A 16,414-nucleotide genomic window follows, 5' to 3' on the forward strand; every position below is an offset into this window, starting at 1 on the left:
GCCATGGACTTGCGCTTGCTGCGGTACTTCATGGCGTTGGCCGATGAGTTGCATTTCGGTCGCGCTGCCGAACGCCTGCATATCTGCCAGCCGCCGCTGAGCCAGCAGATTCGTTTGCTGGAAGAGGAACTGGGCACGCCGCTGTTCGAGCGCAGCCATCATCGGGTTGAACTGACAGCGGCGGGGCAGATGCTCAAGGAGCAGGCGCCGCTGGTGTTCGAGCAGCTTGAGCGGGCGCTGGATCTGACCCGGCAGACCGGACGCGGCCAGCTCGGTGAACTGGAAATCGGCATGATCAGTTCGGTGATGGTCGGCGTGCTGCCCAAGGCTTTGCACCTGTTTCGCGAGCGTTATCCGCAGGTCAATTGGCGCCTGCACGAAATGACCCCGGCGGCGCAGGTCAAGGCGTTGAAGGAGAAACGCATTGATGCCTGCGTGTTTCGCGTCGGTTATGACGATCCGCTGTTGCGCAATGAACTGCTGATTTACGAGCCGATTCACGTGGTGATGCCGGCGGATCATCCGTTGGCGCAGCGCGAGGTGCTGGCCCCGGCGGATCTGGCGCAGGAGCCGTTTGTGGCGCTGGAGCTGAAGCAGTCGCGGTTCGCCAATTTTCTCTATCAGTGCTGCATTCAGGCCGGGTTTACCCCGCAGATACGGCAGCAGGTGATTGAGGTGCAGACGTTGCTGAGCCTGGTGCGAGCCGGGTTTGGCGTGGCGCTGTTGCCGGCGTCCATTGAACAGTTGGCGCCGGCGGGGCTGGTGTTTCGACGCCTGACCCCGGCGTTGCCGGAAGTGCCGTTGTATGCAACGTATCGGGCCGACGATGCCTCCCCCGTCCTGAAACTCTTCCTCGATACCCTGCGAGAACTCAAGGCACAAAACTCCAACTGACCCCTTGTGGGAGCGACACGAATCTTTAGCACACCACGAAACCTGTGGGAGCGGGCTTGCTCGCGAAGGCGTCGTGTCAGCCGACGCATGCTTTAAATGACACACCGCTTTCGCGAGCAAGCCCGCTCCCACAGGTTTTTCTGCCGCACACAACATCCCGGACACACCATAGATCCCCGTGGGAGTGATCCTGCTCGCGATAGCGGAGGATCAGTCAATATTTTCGGCACGGACAGTCAGCCATCGCGAGCAGGCTCACTCCTACAGGTTTTTCTGCCGTACACAAAGTCCCGAATATGCCAAAGATCCTTGTGGGAGCGGGCTTGCTCGCGAAGGCGTCGTGTCAGGCGACGCATGCTTTAAATGACACATCGCTTTCGCGAGCAAGCCCGCTCCCACATTTTTTAGCTGCCGCACACGACACCCGGACACACCATAGATCCCTGTGGGAGTGTGCCTGCTCGCGATAGCGGAGGATCAGTCAATATTTTCGGCACGGACAGTCAGCCATCGCGAGCAGGCTCACTCCTACAGGTTTTTCTGTCGCACACAAAGTCCCGAATATGCAAAGGATCCTTGTGGGAGCGGGCTTGCTCGCGAAGGCGTCGTGTCAGGCGACGCATGCGGTGCATGACCCACCGCTTTCGCGAGCAAGCCCGCTCCCACATTTTTTAGCTGCTGCACACAACACCCGGACACACCATAGATCCCTGTGGGAGTGAGCTTGCTCGCGAAGGCGTCGTGTCAGCCGATGCATGCTTTGAATGACACACCGCTTTGGCGAGCAAGCTCGTTCCCACAGTGAACTGCGGTGTTCCCGGAGAAATTGTTGGTCGGCACGATCACGTGTGGCTGCGGTCGTACTCTTCACATGGCGCATCACTTGTGGAGATCCAATGAGCCAGGAAGTCCTGACCACCGAAACCAATCGCCGCCAGTTGCAGCAAATCATCGCCGGGTTGTCCGACGGGGTGATTCTGCTGGAGCGGGATCAGAGCATCCTCTGGGCCAACGAGGCCGCGCTGGCCATGCATGGCGTCAGCCGGATCGGTGAGCTGGGCCACAACGCCGCCGAGTACGCGCAGCGTTTCAACCTGCGTTATCGCAACAACCACACGTTGGCGCCCGAGAATTATCCGATCAGTCGCGTGGCCCGCTGCGAGGCGTTCAATGATGTGCTGATCGAAGTGAATGCGGCGGATGACCCGGAACGCATCTGGGTACACAGCGTGCGCAGCATGATCCTTACCGATCGCGAAGGGCAGCCCGAGTCGCTGGTGTTGATCATGAGCGACGTCACCGACTGGGCCAACGCCGAGCAGCGTTTCGAAAAAACCTTCAATGCCAACCCGGCGCCGGCGGTGATCTGCCGAATCAGCGACTTGCGCTATATCAAGGTCAATCCGGGGTTTCTGGAGATGACCGGCTATACCCGCGAGCAAGTCATCGGCACGTCAGCGTATGAAATCGACATCTACGAGCAGGCAGAAAAACGCGATCTGGCCATTCAGCGCCTGCGTGATGTAGAGACCATTCCGCAGATGCAGGCTGAATTGCGCTTGCCCGATGGCAGCAGCAAACAGGTGATCGTCGCCGGGCAACCGCTGGTGCTCAACGACGAAGATTGCATGCTGTTTTCCTTTGTCGACATGGAGCTGCGGCACAAGGCCGAGGTGGCGCTGCGTCAGAGTGAGGAGCGGTTTGCCAAAGCGTTTCGCCTGACGCCGGTGCCGATTCTGATCTGCACGGCGGAGGAGCAGCGGGTGCTCGACGTCAATCAGGCGTTTCTCGATACGCTGACATTTGACAGTGATGATGTGCTCGGTAAAACCGTGACGCAGATTGGTTTTATCGATGACAACGGTGCGCGGTCTCGTCTGCTCGCGGCGCTTGAGAACAGCGGCCGAGTGGATCGGGTGGACGTGCGGGTGCGCACCAAGGACGCTGATTTGCTCGAGTGTGCGCTGTCGGCCGACACCGTGAATATTCATGATGTGCCGTGTTATTTGCTGGTGCTGATGGACATCACCGAGCGCAAGCGCACCGAGCTTGAGCTGGTGGCGGCGATTGAAGAGGTGATGAAGGATGCTTCGTGGTTCAGTCGTACGCTGATCGAGAAGCTGGCGAATGTGAAGAAGGTCAATTCGCCGCAATTGCCGAGTGTGTCGTTTACCGATCTGACCGCGCGGGAGCGGGATGTGTTGGGGCTGATTTGTGAGGGTTTGGCGGACAAGGAGATCGCCGCGCGGCTGAAGCTGGCGCCGAATACCGTGCGCAATCATGTGGCGACGGTGTATTCGAAGCTGGATGTTCATAGTCGCAGTGAGGCGATTGTCTGGGCGCGTGAGCGCGGGTTGTTTTCGGGGGAATGGCGCGGGCAGCGGTAGGGTGCAAATGCACTAGTTGATCCGGTGCAAATTGAGGTTCTGGTGGGGGCGGGTGGTTCTTAGTCTGGTGGGGTGCGGTGCGTGTCTTTTTTGGCGTGACCGTGTCCCTTCGAAGTAGCTAAAGGAACAGCCTCAATGATGAATCTTGCGCAGTTGCGCGCTCAGCTTGAGCAGAGTTTTTCGCCGCTGGCGTGTGAGTGTCTGGTGGATGGTGATCATTCGCTGACGGTTAAGCTTTATCACCCGGTGTCTGGGCAGGTGGATTTGGTTGTCAGTGGGTTGAAACTGGATGTGCTGCGCACGGCGGAGTCGGTGGCGGGGTTGATTGAAGAATTGCGTTATGAGTTGGAGAGTAATTCTTTGCGCTCGTCTCGAGATCCCGACTTGGCCTGAGCCCGTGTAGGTGCTGCCGAAGGCTGCGATCTTTTGATCTTTTGATCTTTTGATCTTTTGATTATTTGGCTTTGGGGTACATATCCGTTGCTGCAGTTACGGCTGCTAATGGTTTCGCCCTTACGGCGAGTCCCTTTGGCAAACGCCCCAAAGGAACCAAAGGTCTGTGCCCTGACGTCCGGCCCTCGCTAAGGCTCGGGTTCCTTCGCTCCGGGTTCATCCGGGGGCATCGCCTACGGTTTGCTTCGCTGCACCTCCTCTCGATGCTTTCCCCGTATGAATCCCTCCACTCAGCCTCCCGACGGGCTCTAAGATCAAAAGCAGGCGAGCTGACACTCGGCCTATTGAGTGGTGAAGAGCGTGGAGTGTTTGGATTTGGATTTGTGGTGTTCTTGCCCCTCACCCCAGCCCTCTCCCGAGGGAGAGGGGGCCGATTGGTGGGCTTTTCGGGATTTGTGTTCGGCGCGGTATTTCACGTCGGCGTAACTTGCTCAAACACCTCGGTCAGTCCCCTCTCCCTCTGGGAGAGGGCTAGGGTGAGGGGCTTTCAGAATATACGCGGCAGCCGAGCTTGCGCTCATCCTGTGTAGGAGCTGCCGAAGGCTGCGATCTTTTGATTTTGCTGTTGTAGAAGTTGAGCCTGCTCGCGATGGCGCTCTTTCAGGCAATCCAATCGCGATCCCCACCCCAAAATCGACAGCCCCATTCCCCCAATCCAGCCATTTCACTGGCGCTTGCACTCACCTCGGCTATAAAGAATGAGTGGTCAGGTCTCTCGTGGTCGGTTGGGTCGCGGGAGTTTGTCGCTCATTTTTCGCGGGTCGTCCTATGAACAGTCTTGGGAAACGCGTGTTGCCGTTGGTTATTTTTGGTGTGTTGGCCGGTTGTGCCAGTCCTCCGCCGCCTCCGCCCGTGGCGCCGCCTCCGCCGCCGGAACGCACTTGTCAGATTCAGGAAAGCACCGAGGTGGTCGGTGACATGTACATCGACGAGCAGGTGACTCGCCACATCACCACCACCCGTTGCGTCACCCAATAGATCCATTGCTTGAAAAAACTGTAGGAGCTGCCGAAGGCTGCGATCTTTTGATCTTGATCCACGAAAATCAAGAGATCGCAGCCTGCGGCAGCTCCTACAGGGGCAGGATCCGTTCAGGGTTTGAGCGGGATCAGGAGAGGAAACCGCCATCCACGTTCAGCGCAACGCCGGTGGTGTAGCTCGATGCGTCGCTGGCCAGATACAGCACCGCACCGGCCATTTCGCTCGGATCGGCCACGCGCTTGAGCGGAATCTGCGTCAGCGCTTGTTTGAGAATCGCGTCGTTCTTCACCAGCGCCGAGGCGAATTTGGTGTCGGTCAGGCCCGGCAGGAGAGCGTTGCAGCGGATGCCGAACTGCGCGCATTCCTTGGCGAAGACCTTGGTCATGTTGATCACCGCAGCCTTGGTCACCGAGTAGATGCCCTGGAAGATCCCCGGCGAAATACCGTTGATCGACGCAACGTTGATGATGCTGCCGCCACCGTTTTCGCGCATCAGCTTGCCGGCTTCAACCGACATGAAGAAGTAACCACGAATGTTCACGTCGACGGTCTTCTGGAACGCGCCGAGATCGGTGTCGAGCACGTTGCAGAATTGCGGATTGGTCGCGGCGTTGTTGACCAGAATATCGAGGCGACCGAACTGTTCTTTGATGCCGGCGAACACTTGGGCAATCTGTTCCATCTCACCGATGTGGCAGGCCACTGCAGTGGCTTTGCCGCCGGCCGCGATGATCGCGTCGGCGACGTGCTGGCAGCCGTCGAGTTTGCGGCTCGAGACGATGACGTGGGCGCCTTGCTGGGCCAACAGTTTGGCGATGGCTTCGCCGATGCCACGGCTGGCGCCGGAGACGAAAGCGATTTTGCCGTCGAGGTCGAACAACTGAGTCTTGGACATAGGGGTTCCTTGGTGTGGGCCGTCAGAGGCTCGATTTCGCGATGACTTGCAGGCTCATCTGCTCCAGCAGTTTGTTCATGTGAATGAACTGCGCGAAGCGTTTGTCCTGGGTCTGGCCGTGGTAGAAGCGGTAGTAGATCTGCTGCACGATGCCGGCCAGGCGGAACAGGCCGTAGGTGTAGTAGAAGTCGAAATTGTCGATCTGGATGCCCGAGCGTTCGGCGTAGTAATCGACGAACTCGCGGCGGGTCAACATGCCCGGTGCGTGGCTTGGCTGGCGGCGCATCAGTTGCACCGGCGCCGGGTCGTCGGCCTGAATCCAATAGGCGAGGGTGTTGCCCAGATCCATCAGCGGATCGCCGAGGGTGGTCAGTTCCCAATCGAGCACGCCGATGATCTGCATCGGGTTGTTCGGGTCGAGGATGACGTTGTCGAAGCGATAGTCGTTATGGACGATGCTCGAGGTCGGATGGTCGGCCGGCATCTTGTCGTTGAGCCAGGCTTTCACCGCTTCCCAGTGCGGTGCGTCCGGGGTCAGGGCTTTTTCGTAGCGCTCGCTCCAGCCTTTGATCTGGCGGGCGACGTAGCCTTCCGGTTTGCCCAGATCGCCGAGGCCGCAGGCGTTGTAGTCAACACGGTGCAACTCGACGAAACGGTCGATAAAGCTCTTGCACAGCGCTTCGGTTTTTGCCGAGTCGAGGCCCAGTTCCGGCGGCAGTTCCGAGCGCAGAATGATGCCGTTGACGCGCTCCATCACGTAGAACTCGGCGCCGATCACCGACTCGTCGGTGCAGTGCACGTAGGCTTTCGGGCAATACGGAAAACCGTCGCGCAGCTGATTGAGGATGCGAAATTCGCGGCCCATGTCGTGGGCGGATTTGGCCTTGTGGCCGAACGGCGGACGGCGCAGGACGAATTCCTGTTCCGGGTATTCCAGCAGGTAGGTCAGGTTCGACGCGCCGCCGGGAAACTGGCTGATCGCAGGCGTGCCGCTCAGGCCCGGAATATGCGCCTTGAGGTACGGATCGATCAGGCTGGCATCAAGTTCTTCGCCAGAGCGGATACGGGTGGACTGGTCAGTAAGCGCCATGCTTATCCCTTCTGCTTATTTTGGAGGCCAGACATCATTGGCTAATCTAATGGCGCGCCCGATTGCTCACAAGCGCGGTGCGGTCTTATAGGTTAGCGTGTTGCCGGATAATCAGCGTTCCGAATAGGCACAAGAGCCCACCGTGTTGCCGGATAATCAGCGTTCCGAATAGGCACAAGAGCCCACCGTGTTGCCGGATAATCAGCGTTCCGGATAGGCACAATAGCCCACCGTGTAGGAGCTGCCGAAGGCTGCGATCTTTTGATCTTACTTTTATAAGATCAACAGATCGCAGCCTTCGGCAGCTCCTACAGGTCAGTCAGATCAGTCAGATCAGTCAGGTCAGTCAGATCAGTCAGGTCATTCAGGTCAGTCAGATCAGTGCACGCGCTGGTTGCTGAGTTTTGGCGGGAGAGCGATCGGGGTGAGCACCGGTTGCCCGGAGAAAAACGCGACGAGGTTTTTGCCCACCAGTTCGACCGTGCCTTGGGTGGCCTCTGGCGACAGGCCGGCAACGTGAGGCGTGAGCAACACATTGCTGAGGGATTTCAACGCATCCGGCACTTGCGGTTCGTGATCGAACACATCCAGTGCCGCACCGGCAATTTTTCGTTGTTCAAGGGCCGTGATCAGGTCTGCTGTGGCAATCACACTGGCCCGCGCAATGTTGACGATAAAACCCTTCGGCCCCAGTGCATCAAGCACTGCACGCGTCACCATATGCTGCGTACCAATACCGCCCGGCGTCGCGATGATCAGAAAGTCCGAAGCGCGTGCCAGTTCGGTCGGCGTCGAGCAAAACGCGTAAGGCACCTCGCTGCGCACCTGACGGCTGTGGTAGCTGATTTCCATGTCGAAACCGAGGTGCGCGCGCTTGGCAATCGCCAAACCCACTGCACCCAATCCGAGAATCCCCAAGCGCTTCCCGGCCAGGGACGGCCGCATGATCTTCGGCCATTCACCACGACGTACCGCCGCGTCGCAACGCGGAATATCCCGCACCAGCGCCAGCAGCATCGCCATCGCATGGTCGGCCACGGACGAGGCGTTAACCCCGGCGCCATTGGTCACGGTAATCCCGCGATCACTGGCGGCTTGCAGATCAACCTGCTCATAACCGGCCCCGATCACGGTGATGATTTTCAGCGCGGGCAGGGCGGCGATCTCGTCAGCCGTCAGACCCAGCGGGCCACGGGTTAGCACCGCATCGATGCGACTGCCGTGAGTGGCAATAGCCTGCGCGCGTTCGGCGGGCGTCGGCGCGAGGATCAGGTGAAAACCCTGATTTTCCAGAATCGGCAAATAGTCGTTGATGGTTTCAACCAGTACCAGAACGGTTGCGGGCATTGCGCGGCTCCTGTGATCGTCGGCGTCGAGGGCATCAAATTATGCTTCAGAGTGCTGATTCCAGAGCGGTTTGGCAATGGTTGAACGTTGCCCCGCATCAGCCAGTGTAGGAGCTGATGCAGGGCTCGCCTGAACGCTTCGTCAGAAGCTTACGTCGGCGCTGTTTATTACCCGGGCGAAGGCGCCACCGAGGGTGGCGTTGTGGTGCTCGATGATCGCCTGCGCTGATAGGGCAGGAGTGTCCATGCAAGTGTGGGCGTCGGCGATCAACACGGGTTTGAAGCCCAGGTCGGCAGCGGCGCGGCAAGTGCTATCGATGCAGAATTGAGTCTTCATGCCGACGAGGTAGAGATTCTCGATTTTTCTGGATTGCAGTTGCTGCGCCAAGTCAGTGCCATAGAAGGCGTTGGGTCTGGACTTGTTAAAGAGGGTTGCGGTTTCAGCGTTGAGCTCAAGCTCGGGCAGCAATTGCCAGAACGGACTGCCAGCGGCAATCGGCGAACCTTGCGGGCCGGTGTGGCGCACCGCAAAGATCGGCACCTGCTGTTGTCTCGCCTTGGCGATCAGTTGCTGGATGTTGGCGAGAATTTGCTCGCCGTGATGAGGTTGTTCCGGGCCATGAAACAGACCGACCTGCATATCGATGATCAACAGTGCTGCAGACATGATGTCTCTCCTTGAGTGCTACAAATGCCGCACGGATGGGAGAAACAACAAGGCCCCGTCCATTGCTGGCGGGGCCTTGGGTTTGCTGCGCTGGGGTTACCTCAGGCGCAAACACCACGACCCGCCGATGGCGGTCGTGGTGGTACGGGTGAGGTGCAGCGCACAAAGGTTCATGGGGCTGATCATGCTGTGCGGGTTGCGCGCCTGTCAATTGGCGTATTGAGCGATGCCGTTGCCGAACGACCAGTTCTCTTTTTTCACCTCGACCAGATTGATGAAAACGTCTTCGAGGCGAATCGACAGGTGCGTGTTGAGGTTCTGCGCGATGGTTTGGTACAGCGTTTTTTTCTGCTCCAGCGTTCGGCCTTCGTTGAGCGTGATCTGGATGATCACCAATTGGTCGGAGCGCTGGATGCCGAGGTACTCGGAGTCAAAGATAAAGTGATTGGCGTCGTGCTCGTTGAGGATCTGGAAGTTGTCATGATCCGGGACGTTGATGGCGCTGCGCATGGCGCTGTAAATCTGCTCGCCGATGCGTTTGGCAAAGGTCGGATCGGGGTGTTTTTTGATTTCGATGCGGACTAATGGCATGGGTAGGCTCCGAGGGAGTAGTGGGGCCTTCCTCACGCTAGATGAAATGGTGGGGATTGAAAGTATTTCGCTCGCCGATCCGACGCCTTCGCGAGCAAGCCCGCTCCCACAGTGGATCGCATTCCAACTGTGGGAGCGGGCTTGCTCGCGAAGAGGCCGGTATGACCAACACAAAAGCCTGCCTCTTGCACGGTGCTCGCGCCACAATCTGTCGGACATTTCGCTACAGGTTGTCAGCCAATAAACACAACTCGGTAATTCGCGTTTATAGACACCTGAAGTTACGTACGATTGCCCACAAATCGTTGCGTCGTTGCCTACGCCTAAGACAGAATCCGCCGGCTTGTGCGCCATGGGGCGGGTCGGTAACGTTGATCGGGTCACTGATTTCCAGTGATCGGGCTTAGCGGCTCGGTATGCATCCACGGTTGTACAAGTCCTATCAAGTCAGGCTTTCGCCTGCGCTCGATGGTGGCTGTGCGCGCCGGGTTGTGAATGCTTACCGGACCGCTAACTTGCGCACAGCTGACTCCCTCTTGCTTGAAGGCACTCATCGCAGGAAGTTGCTGGGGATTGCGCAGGTTGTGATGCTTGGCGAACTAGCCGTCAATCAGTTGCTCGATAATCTGGTGCAGGTCGAACAAATCTTGGTTGCTGCGGACTGGCTGGCTTGCCGCGTACTCTAAAGCGAATGGGGACAGGTCTATTTCTTGAAAATAGAGCTGTCCTCTTTTCTCCTGTTCTTTTCTAATTCCAAGTTATATCGGTAACAGCAATACCATTGATCAGGCCTGCATCTCCTATGAATAGGTAAAAATAATCGCACCCGCTACCGTGTTCGAAAGTTACTGTATGTGGAATTTCAAATGCATCCATTACAAGGTTTTCTCCGTGAAGAACATCACCTCCTGAGGTATGAAAAGAAACTGCATTTTGGCTATATGCAGATGCTCGATAAGTAATTGTTACTTTTTTTGCTGTCACTCCAAATGCATAGCGGCTCATTGTTAAATTACCAGTGGCCAGTAATTGCCCAAGTTCAGGCATGGACTCGATTATGTAAATGTCGGCATTTGTCGCTGCATTAGTCATCTTGGACACGGTCAGTGTAAGCCCGCTGGGAAGTTTCATTGGTGCACCAAAAGTTACTTTTCCTCGCGGGGCTAAATCCCAACTCTCAGATCCCGACACTGTCTTGATAACTGTAAATCCTCGCGATGCAGAAACTTGACCTGCACCATACAAACCTTTGGCGGTAAAACTATGAGCTACGGCGCTCAACCCTGAAACTCGCAATGTCCAGATCCCTGTAGTTGGATCGACTAACGCTTCATCTTTAACATCAGTGCCATCCAATATCTGTACTTTTTGTCCTTTGCTTGCAGTGCCAGACAGAATTACCGAAGTTTCATAAGTGGTTGCACCTTCCGGAATTTCAATCCCGCTCGGAGAACCTTTGACCGAACTGATCGTCGGTTTCACGTCCTCCACACCCTTGACCCTATAACGCTTCACCGGCGCCACAATCGCATCCGTCTCGACCTGGCTGGAAGTCAGTGCTGCCTTGAAATGCAATTCCAGGTTGCTACCGTCGGCCAAATCCTTGAAGAAGTCGTAATACACACCCTGGTTATATTTACCTGCACTGATCCAACCCGCGTTAACCGCTGCGCCCGGCACTTTCCAGACCACAAGGGTGTGCTCAGCACCCTGAGTATTCGTTCCAATAAGCACCAGCCATACCGGCTGTCCCACTTGGATGAACGCCCACACCCCGGCACTAATTGTGGCCCCCGCCGTGAGTTTACTGATATCAAGTTCATCGCCGTCAGCTTGCAAGATAGAAAGTTTGTCCAGCTCGGCCATCGGCAGTGGCATGATCGTCACACTCAACGGCAGGGAGGCAGTGTTGACGCTACCTTCAGTCACTACGTACGTAATATTCAGCGTTGTCGAACCGTTACCGATGTTCGCGGCGATGGCTTGCGATTCAATCAAAAACTCGACGCTGCCACTGGTGGAACCCGGTTTGGCGGGAATGTCAGGCGAACCTGCACCGGGTTTGCCTTCCACATTCAGTTTGATGTTCTGTGCAGTGTTCATCCCCTCGTAGGACACAATCACAATCGTACCGTCTTTGGCGTCGAGTGGTGCCAGCGTCACACTCGAGCCGGTGCCTGTCGCCTGTGGCAGGCGCACGACGGGCAGCGGATTTTGCAGTGCATTGCCGACACTGAACTCCAACTCATTCGAATAGCTTTCCTTGCCCGTCTCCGCTCGCAATATCCGATACCAGGTCTTAACCTTTTTGCCTCGGTTGGGCTCGATGTTTCTGGCCACGAAATCGGGAGGGAGGTGGAAGAGCACGTCCTTTCCCGCCGACAGCGAGTTAAGCGTAATCGAGTCTTCTGTCTTGCCACTTACATTGCCGACCCAGGTGTAGGTGACCACATCATTGGGTTTGGTCGGATTGACGGCTGATTTCGGCGCGGTCAATTGGCTGGTGCCTTGGGGCAAGTCGTTGGGCTCCAGCGCGCCATTCCGTTCGCCTAGCACCGACGGTGCGACCAGCTCGAGTGACGGCTCGCCGACGTTCAGTGGTGCCGCCTTGTGCGACTTGCGGCGTAGAATCTCGCCGTTTTCTTTTTCGCTCAGCAGGGTATATGACATTACGACACCGCCACCTTCGAGCGTTTTGAGATGAGTGCCCTCGACGGGGATCAAGAAGCCTCGTGGGTCGTCGACTTCACTATTACTCGGGAAGTACCAATCCAGTTCCGGGTCGTAGGTGGTTCCGTCAGGTCGTTTACCGATCCAACTGAGTTCGATTGCCGTGCCGACTCGAATCTGCGGATCGAATGGAATCCGGATGTAAGCTTTTGGCAAGTTGGGATTGATCGCGCCCTGATGGGCGTCCTCGGCAATCGGTGCAGCCAGGCGCACGGTGTCGCCGTCGATCTGCACAAACTGGTTTTTCGAACGCAGGGGTTCGGTGCTGCCGCTGCGCTCCAAAGCGTAGGAAAAAATTACTTGGGTTTGTACCAGTTGGCGTGCATCGTCGTTGTTCACCTTCACTTCATAGGTGTGAGGCAAGTTGTCGATGGTCTGGGACGGGGCATCGGCCTCAATCGATTCTCCATCGAGGCTGGTGCCGCGCATTTTCACCAGGATGATGTCACCCCGTTTGAATTCTGGCTCTCTGGCCCAGACCTGAATCGTCAGGTCTTTGGTGCCTAACTGATCAAGGTCGATTTTGTTATTGAAGGCGTCTTTGGCGATGGGGGCGGGCAGCCGTACGGTGCTGATCGAGACCGTGATGCGGGTCTCGGTGCACCAGTCTTCCGTTTGGTTGCCGACGATATCCGTCACCAGAAAGGTCACCGCCAGACCGGCGTAGTCGGTATCGCCAGCCTCTTCGATGGTGGCTTTATCCACCCGAATGATGATCGGGTGATTGGCCGCATCGCTGATCTGCTCGGCGGTCACCGGTGGGGAGGTTCGCAAAATCCCGCCCCAGCTCAGCGTTATCACATCGCCCACGGCGGCATCTGGATAAGGCACACCGCTACCGGACTGAGCACGAATGACAATCGGCACGCCAGCCTCGGCGTTGTCTTGGTCGACGCCGCCACTGACGATTTCCGGCGGGATGTGCATGAACAGGTTGGAGTGACCGGGCTCCGGATCAATGTCCTGCCCGCCCGGGATTTCGAGTTTCACGTAGATTCGGGTGGGTGGCGTCTGGGTTTCGGCCCCCTGATTCAGCCGGGTGACGCGGTACGTCAGGGTATGCGAGCCCGTCTGCAAATGGCGGGGGGCTACAAACAGCGTCACGCGTTGCCCGACATCGGCGTCTTTGGCGAGGGTGAGTTGATCAACGACATTGTTGCCATCCAGCAACAACTCGACCTTATCCCCTTTACCCATACTGGACCATGGATGAAGAAATATCTGCAAGCCCTTATCAGGAAATACCAGCCATGCCGCCGCGCGATTGATCCCCCATTCCCCGGAAGGCAATGGCGGTTGGGTGCGGGAGGGAATCTCCAACTCGCGCAGGATCAGCGTGGATATTCCTCTTGGCGGTTGGACAAGCATGGCGATCACTCCTGTGCGCGTTGGACAACGGAGTGATTTATGGCTGGAAAGGGTAGGGCTGTCACCTGTCAGATCTGACAGGTGCGGCGTGGTTTCGGATGGGCGGTTGGCGTGTCGAGGGCTGGTTTATCTCAGTCGTTGCTGAGTATGAGGCTGCCTACGTAACTCCAGGATTTTGCCTACGAGGCCGCCGGATCCGTCCGCTATCAGGCAAGCGAGGAAGACGGAATCATAGGGCAGCAAAGGAGGCTATCCAGGATGGACGAGCACTCCAAGCGGTAACAGCCAATGGCCAGGGAAGGTTCATGCATATTGATGACCGCGCAAACGTGGAGCTTGAAAAGCTTCATATGGAAACACAGAAGTTGCGGGCCGAGAAAGGCAAGCTCAAGGCGGAGGAGCGAAAGCTGAAGTGGGAAGCCGCTTTATATCCCGTCGCGGTAGGCACCGGTGTTCTGACCGCGTTCGTTGCCGCTGTAGGTCTTTTTTTCAAACTGTGATGCTTGCATTACCGTTCAGGACGTCAACATGAAAACAGAAACTCGTGAAGCTCTAATGGAACGCTTGCGTCGGGAGGATGCCGCTTTTGCAGAGGATGGATTGAACCTGTCTAAAGCCGAGATCCGATTGCTGGTCACTCTCTTCAGTATTGGCGCACTGTTTGCGCTGGTCTGTATTTCAATCGGTATCGCAGTGAGCCGATGGCTATTTCTTTGAGTCAGTCAGGTCGAGTCTTCACGGTGTTAGGGCGTGTCATAAAACGACATTGGGCATGCTGATTAGCGACAGTGTTTTCACCAAAAACGACACCCCGCTGATCTGCTCCGCACAACCATTCCTCAGCTAAGTCTTTGCTTCTGCTCATTTATCACGGAGAATCGCGCCCCTGTTTCGGCCGGAGCATGTCTGTCGGTTTTTTCCGACGCGTCCTGACCGAGTGGCAAGTGACCGGAATGCGGAGATCCGACCGGATGAATGATCAGGCCAATAGCGTCGAAGAGCGCTTTGATGCAGCAGCACCCGCTGAACTTTCGAGCTGGAATCGCCAGGACACCACCTGGATGTTGGGGTTGTTTGGGACGGCCATTGGCGCCGGTACCCTGTATTTGCCGATCAACGCAGGCTTGGGTGGCTTCTGGCCGCTGGTGGTGCTTGCGCTGTTGGCGTTCCCGATGACGTTCTACGCACACCGTGGTCTGACCCGATTTGTGCTGTCCGGTCGCGAAGGCGCTGACATCACTGAAGTGGTCGAACAGCATTTCGGCATCAAGGCTGGTGCGCTGATCACGCTGCTGTACTTCTTCGCGATCTTCCCGATCCTGCTGATCTACAGCGTGGGCCTGACCAATACGGTCGCCAGTTTCCTTGAGCATCAATTGCACATCACGCCGCCGCCGCGTGCGCTGCTGTCGTTCGTGCTGATTCTTGGTTTGCTGGCAGTGGTGCGTTGCGGCCAGGACGCTATCGTCAAGGCGATGAGCCTGATGGTCTATCCGTTTATCGTCGCGTTGCTGTTTCTGGGGGTGTACCTGATTCCGCACTGGAACGGCGGCATCCTCACCACTGTTTCGCAGGTACCGCCAGCGTCGGCGCTGCTGCACACGCTGTGGCTGGCGATTCCGGTGATGGTGTTCTCGTTCAACCACTCGCCGATCATTTCGGCGTTTGCGGTGGATCAGAAGCGTCAGTATGGCGTGCATGCCGATGAGCGCAGCTCGCAGATCCTGTTCCGCGCCCATGCGTTGATGGTGCTGATGGTGTTGTTCTTCGTCTTCAGTTGCGTGCTGACGCTGTCGCCGGAGCAATTGGCGGAGGCCAAAGAGCAGAACCTGTCGATCCTGTCGTACCTGGCCAACCACTTCAACAATCCGACCATTGAGTTTGCAGCGCCGCTGATTGCATTTGTGGCGATCTCGAAGTCGTTCCTCGGTCACTACATCGGTGCCAGCGAAGGCCTGAAAGGCTTGATCGTGAAGAGCGGCAAACGTCCGGGCGCCAAGGCACTGGATCGCATCGTGGCGGCGTTCATGCTAGTGATCTGCTGGATCATCGCAACGCTGAACCCGAGCATTCTGGGCATGATCGAAACCGTTGGCGGGCCGGTGATTGCGGCGATTCTGTTCCTGATGCCGATGTACGCGATTCGCAAAGTACCGGCGATGGCGCGCTATCGTGGTCAGGCGTCGAACGTGTTTGTCACGGCGGTCGGTCTGGTGGCGATTTCGGCGTTGGTTTACAAGCTGACGATGTAGCCCGGGCTCCATCAATAAAACCGCTGTGTCTGCCCAAGCACAGCGGTTTTTTTTTCGCCAGCGCCTGGCTTGCCACCGGTTTCTGTAGGAGCCGAGCTTGCTCGCGAAGGCGGTATATCAGCCAACACCGTTGTTGAATGTCCAACCGCTTTCGCGAGCAAGCTCAGCTCCCACAGGGATGGGTTGTGGTGGCGGGCATAAAAAAACGCCGCTCATCTGACGATGGGCGGCGTTTTTTATTGCGTTGTAACGTTAGGCTTGAACGACCGGGATGTTGGCGTTCGCAGCAGCTTCACGGAACTCGGCGATCTGGTCGAAGGACAGGTAGCGGTAGATATCGGCCGCCATGCTGTCGATCTTGCCAGCGTATTCCATGTACTCCTCGACGGTCGGCAGGCGACCCAGGATCGAAGCCACGGACGCCAGCTCGGCCGAAGCCAGGTAGACGTTCGCGCCGTCGCCCAGACGGTTCGGGAAGTTACGGGTCGAAGTCGACACAACAGTCGCATTCGGCTCTACACGTGCCTGGTTACCCATGCACAGCGAGCAGCCTGGCATTTCCATGCGTGCGCCAGCCTTGCCGTAGATGCCGTAGTAGCCTTCTTCGGTCAGTTGGTGAGCGTCCATTTTGGTCGGCGGCGACAGCCACAGACGGGTTGGCAGCTGACCCTTGACCTGATCCAGCAACTTACCGGCAGCGCGGAAGTGACCGATGTTGGTCATGCACGAACCGATGAACACTTCGTCGATCTTCTCGCCA

At 57.2% G+C, this 16,414-nt stretch carries 14 protein-coding genes and 1 pseudogene; 8 read left to right on the forward strand and 7 right to left on the reverse strand.

All coding sequences use genetic code 11. The annotated features are described in order from the left end of the window. The first annotated feature begins 3 nt into the window (after positions 1 to 3). From ACIP1X_RS13910 to ACIP1X_RS13925, 4 genes are all read left to right on the forward strand, one after another. Positions 4 to 894, forward strand: a complete 891-nt coding sequence (locus ACIP1X_RS13910) for a LysR substrate-binding domain-containing protein (RefSeq protein WP_212544614.1) — start codon at positions 4 to 6, stop codon at positions 892 to 894. A gap of 896 nt (positions 895 to 1,790) precedes the next feature. Next, positions 1,791 to 3,281, forward strand: coding sequence for a helix-turn-helix transcriptional regulator (locus tag ACIP1X_RS13915; protein WP_400752827.1), 1,491 nt, complete (start codon positions 1,791 to 1,793; stop codon positions 3,279 to 3,281). Positions 3,282 to 3,416: 135 nt separating this feature from the next. Beyond that, positions 3,417 to 3,674: a DUF1652 domain-containing protein gene (locus tag ACIP1X_RS13920; RefSeq protein WP_053121368.1), complete on the forward strand. Its 258-nt coding sequence runs from the start codon at positions 3,417 to 3,419 to the stop codon at positions 3,672 to 3,674. Between the two features lie 828 nt (positions 3,675 to 4,502). Beyond that, the gene (locus ACIP1X_RS13925) at positions 4,503 to 4,712 is read left to right on the forward strand and encodes a hypothetical protein (RefSeq protein ID WP_053121366.1); all 210 of its coding nucleotides are present in this window, start codon (positions 4,503 to 4,505) and stop codon (positions 4,710 to 4,712) included. A 130-nt stretch (positions 4,713 to 4,842) separates the two neighbouring features. Here the strand turns inward: ACIP1X_RS13925 and ACIP1X_RS13930 are convergent, their stop codons facing one another. The 5 genes from ACIP1X_RS13930 to ACIP1X_RS13950 all read right to left on the reverse strand — a co-directional run bounded on the left by ACIP1X_RS13930 (position 4,843) and on the right by ACIP1X_RS13950 (position 9,304). Continuing rightward, the gene (locus tag ACIP1X_RS13930; protein WP_007911074.1) at positions 4,843 to 5,610 is read right to left on the reverse strand and encodes an SDR family oxidoreductase; all 768 of its coding nucleotides are present in this window, start codon (positions 5,608 to 5,610) and stop codon (positions 4,843 to 4,845) included. A gap of 22 nt (positions 5,611 to 5,632) precedes the next feature. After that, entirely contained in the window at positions 5,633 to 6,700 is a 1,068-nt protein-coding gene (locus tag ACIP1X_RS13935; protein ID WP_212551668.1) for a phosphotransferase family protein, read from the reverse strand. Positions 6,701 to 7,078: 378 nt separating this feature from the next. After that, positions 7,079 to 8,047 (reverse strand): 2-hydroxyacid dehydrogenase, encoded by a 969-nt coding sequence (locus ACIP1X_RS13940; protein WP_159815703.1) that lies wholly within the window; start codon positions 8,045 to 8,047, stop codon positions 7,079 to 7,081. A 141-nt stretch (positions 8,048 to 8,188) separates the two neighbouring features. Further along, positions 8,189 to 8,713, reverse strand: a complete 525-nt coding sequence (locus tag ACIP1X_RS13945; RefSeq protein WP_400752830.1) for a cysteine hydrolase family protein — start codon at positions 8,711 to 8,713, stop codon at positions 8,189 to 8,191. Positions 8,714 to 8,920: 207 nt separating this feature from the next. Next, on the reverse strand, positions 8,921 to 9,304 hold the full coding sequence (locus tag ACIP1X_RS13950) for a tautomerase family protein (protein ID WP_400752833.1): 384 nt from the start codon (positions 9,302 to 9,304) through the stop codon (positions 8,921 to 8,923). Between the two features lie 536 nt (positions 9,305 to 9,840). Between ACIP1X_RS13950 and ACIP1X_RS13955 the strand changes: the two are divergent. Continuing rightward, positions 9,841 to 9,990 (forward strand): annotated as a pseudogene (locus ACIP1X_RS13955) (DUF6124 family protein); the annotation flags it as partial. 61 nt (positions 9,991 to 10,051) lie between these two features. Here ACIP1X_RS13955 and ACIP1X_RS13960 read toward each other — a convergent pair. Then, entirely contained in the window at positions 10,052 to 13,402 is a 3,351-nt protein-coding gene (locus ACIP1X_RS13960; RefSeq protein WP_400752836.1) for a hypothetical protein, read from the reverse strand. Positions 13,403 to 13,707: 305 nt separating this feature from the next. Here ACIP1X_RS13960 and ACIP1X_RS13965 point away from each other — a divergent pair, with 305 nt between their 5' ends. From ACIP1X_RS13965 to ACIP1X_RS13975, 3 genes are all read left to right on the forward strand, one after another. Beyond that, complete coding sequence (locus tag ACIP1X_RS13965) at positions 13,708 to 13,902, forward strand: hypothetical protein (RefSeq protein ID WP_400752839.1); 195 nt, start codon at positions 13,708 to 13,710, stop codon at positions 13,900 to 13,902. Positions 13,903 to 13,930: 28 nt separating this feature from the next. Further along, positions 13,931 to 14,119, forward strand: a complete 189-nt coding sequence (locus ACIP1X_RS13970; RefSeq protein WP_400752841.1) for a hypothetical protein — start codon at positions 13,931 to 13,933, stop codon at positions 14,117 to 14,119. Between the two features lie 254 nt (positions 14,120 to 14,373). Further along, the gene (locus ACIP1X_RS13975; protein WP_212544609.1) at positions 14,374 to 15,654 is read left to right on the forward strand and encodes an HAAAP family serine/threonine permease; all 1,281 of its coding nucleotides are present in this window, start codon (positions 14,374 to 14,376) and stop codon (positions 15,652 to 15,654) included. A 252-nt stretch (positions 15,655 to 15,906) separates the two neighbouring features. Here the strand turns inward: ACIP1X_RS13975 and ACIP1X_RS13980 are convergent. Continuing rightward, positions 15,907 to 16,414 (reverse strand): aconitase family protein (locus tag ACIP1X_RS13980; protein ID WP_400752844.1); only part of this gene is annotated, 508 nt, incomplete at its 5' end.

It is taken from the genome of Pseudomonas sp. NPDC088885 (assembly GCF_044750025.1).
Lineage (GTDB): Bacteria > Pseudomonadota > Gammaproteobacteria > Pseudomonadales > Pseudomonadaceae > Aquipseudomonas > Aquipseudomonas rustica.

Bases quoted from the DNA above. Each gene is read 5' to 3' on its own strand.
- ACIP1X_RS13975 (WP_212544609.1), top strand. From the start codon at position 14,374: ATGAATGATCAGGCCAATAGCGTCGAAGAGCGCTTTGATGCAGCAGCA.
- ACIP1X_RS13930 (WP_007911074.1), bottom strand. From the start codon at position 5,610: ATGTCCAAGACTCAGTTGTTCGACCTCGACGGCAAAATCGCTTTCGTC.
- ACIP1X_RS13920 (WP_053121368.1), top strand. From the start codon at position 3,417: ATGATGAATCTTGCGCAGTTGCGCGCTCAGCTTGAGCAGAGTTTTTCG.
- ACIP1X_RS13950 (WP_400752833.1), bottom strand. From the start codon at position 9,304: ATGCCATTAGTCCGCATCGAAATCAAAAAACACCCCGATCCGACCTTT.
- ACIP1X_RS13910 (WP_212544614.1), top strand. From the start codon at position 4: ATGGACTTGCGCTTGCTGCGGTACTTCATGGCGTTGGCCGATGAGTTG.
- ACIP1X_RS13960 (WP_400752836.1), bottom strand. From the start codon at position 13,402: ATGCTTGTCCAACCGCCAAGAGGAATATCCACGCTGATCCTGCGCGAG.
- ACIP1X_RS13970 (WP_400752841.1), top strand. From the start codon at position 13,931: ATGAAAACAGAAACTCGTGAAGCTCTAATGGAACGCTTGCGTCGGGAG.
- ACIP1X_RS13915 (WP_400752827.1), top strand. From the start codon at position 1,791: ATGAGCCAGGAAGTCCTGACCACCGAAACCAATCGCCGCCAGTTGCAG.
- ACIP1X_RS13935 (WP_212551668.1), bottom strand. From the start codon at position 6,700: ATGGCGCTTACTGACCAGTCCACCCGTATCCGCTCTGGCGAAGAACTT.
- ACIP1X_RS13940 (WP_159815703.1), bottom strand. From the start codon at position 8,047: ATGCCCGCAACCGTTCTGGTACTGGTTGAAACCATCAACGACTATTTG.
- ACIP1X_RS13945 (WP_400752830.1), bottom strand. From the start codon at position 8,713: ATGTCTGCAGCACTGTTGATCATCGATATGCAGGTCGGTCTGTTTCAT.
- ACIP1X_RS13965 (WP_400752839.1), top strand. From the start codon at position 13,708: ATGCATATTGATGACCGCGCAAACGTGGAGCTTGAAAAGCTTCATATG.
- ACIP1X_RS13925 (WP_053121366.1), top strand. From the start codon at position 4,503: ATGAACAGTCTTGGGAAACGCGTGTTGCCGTTGGTTATTTTTGGTGTG.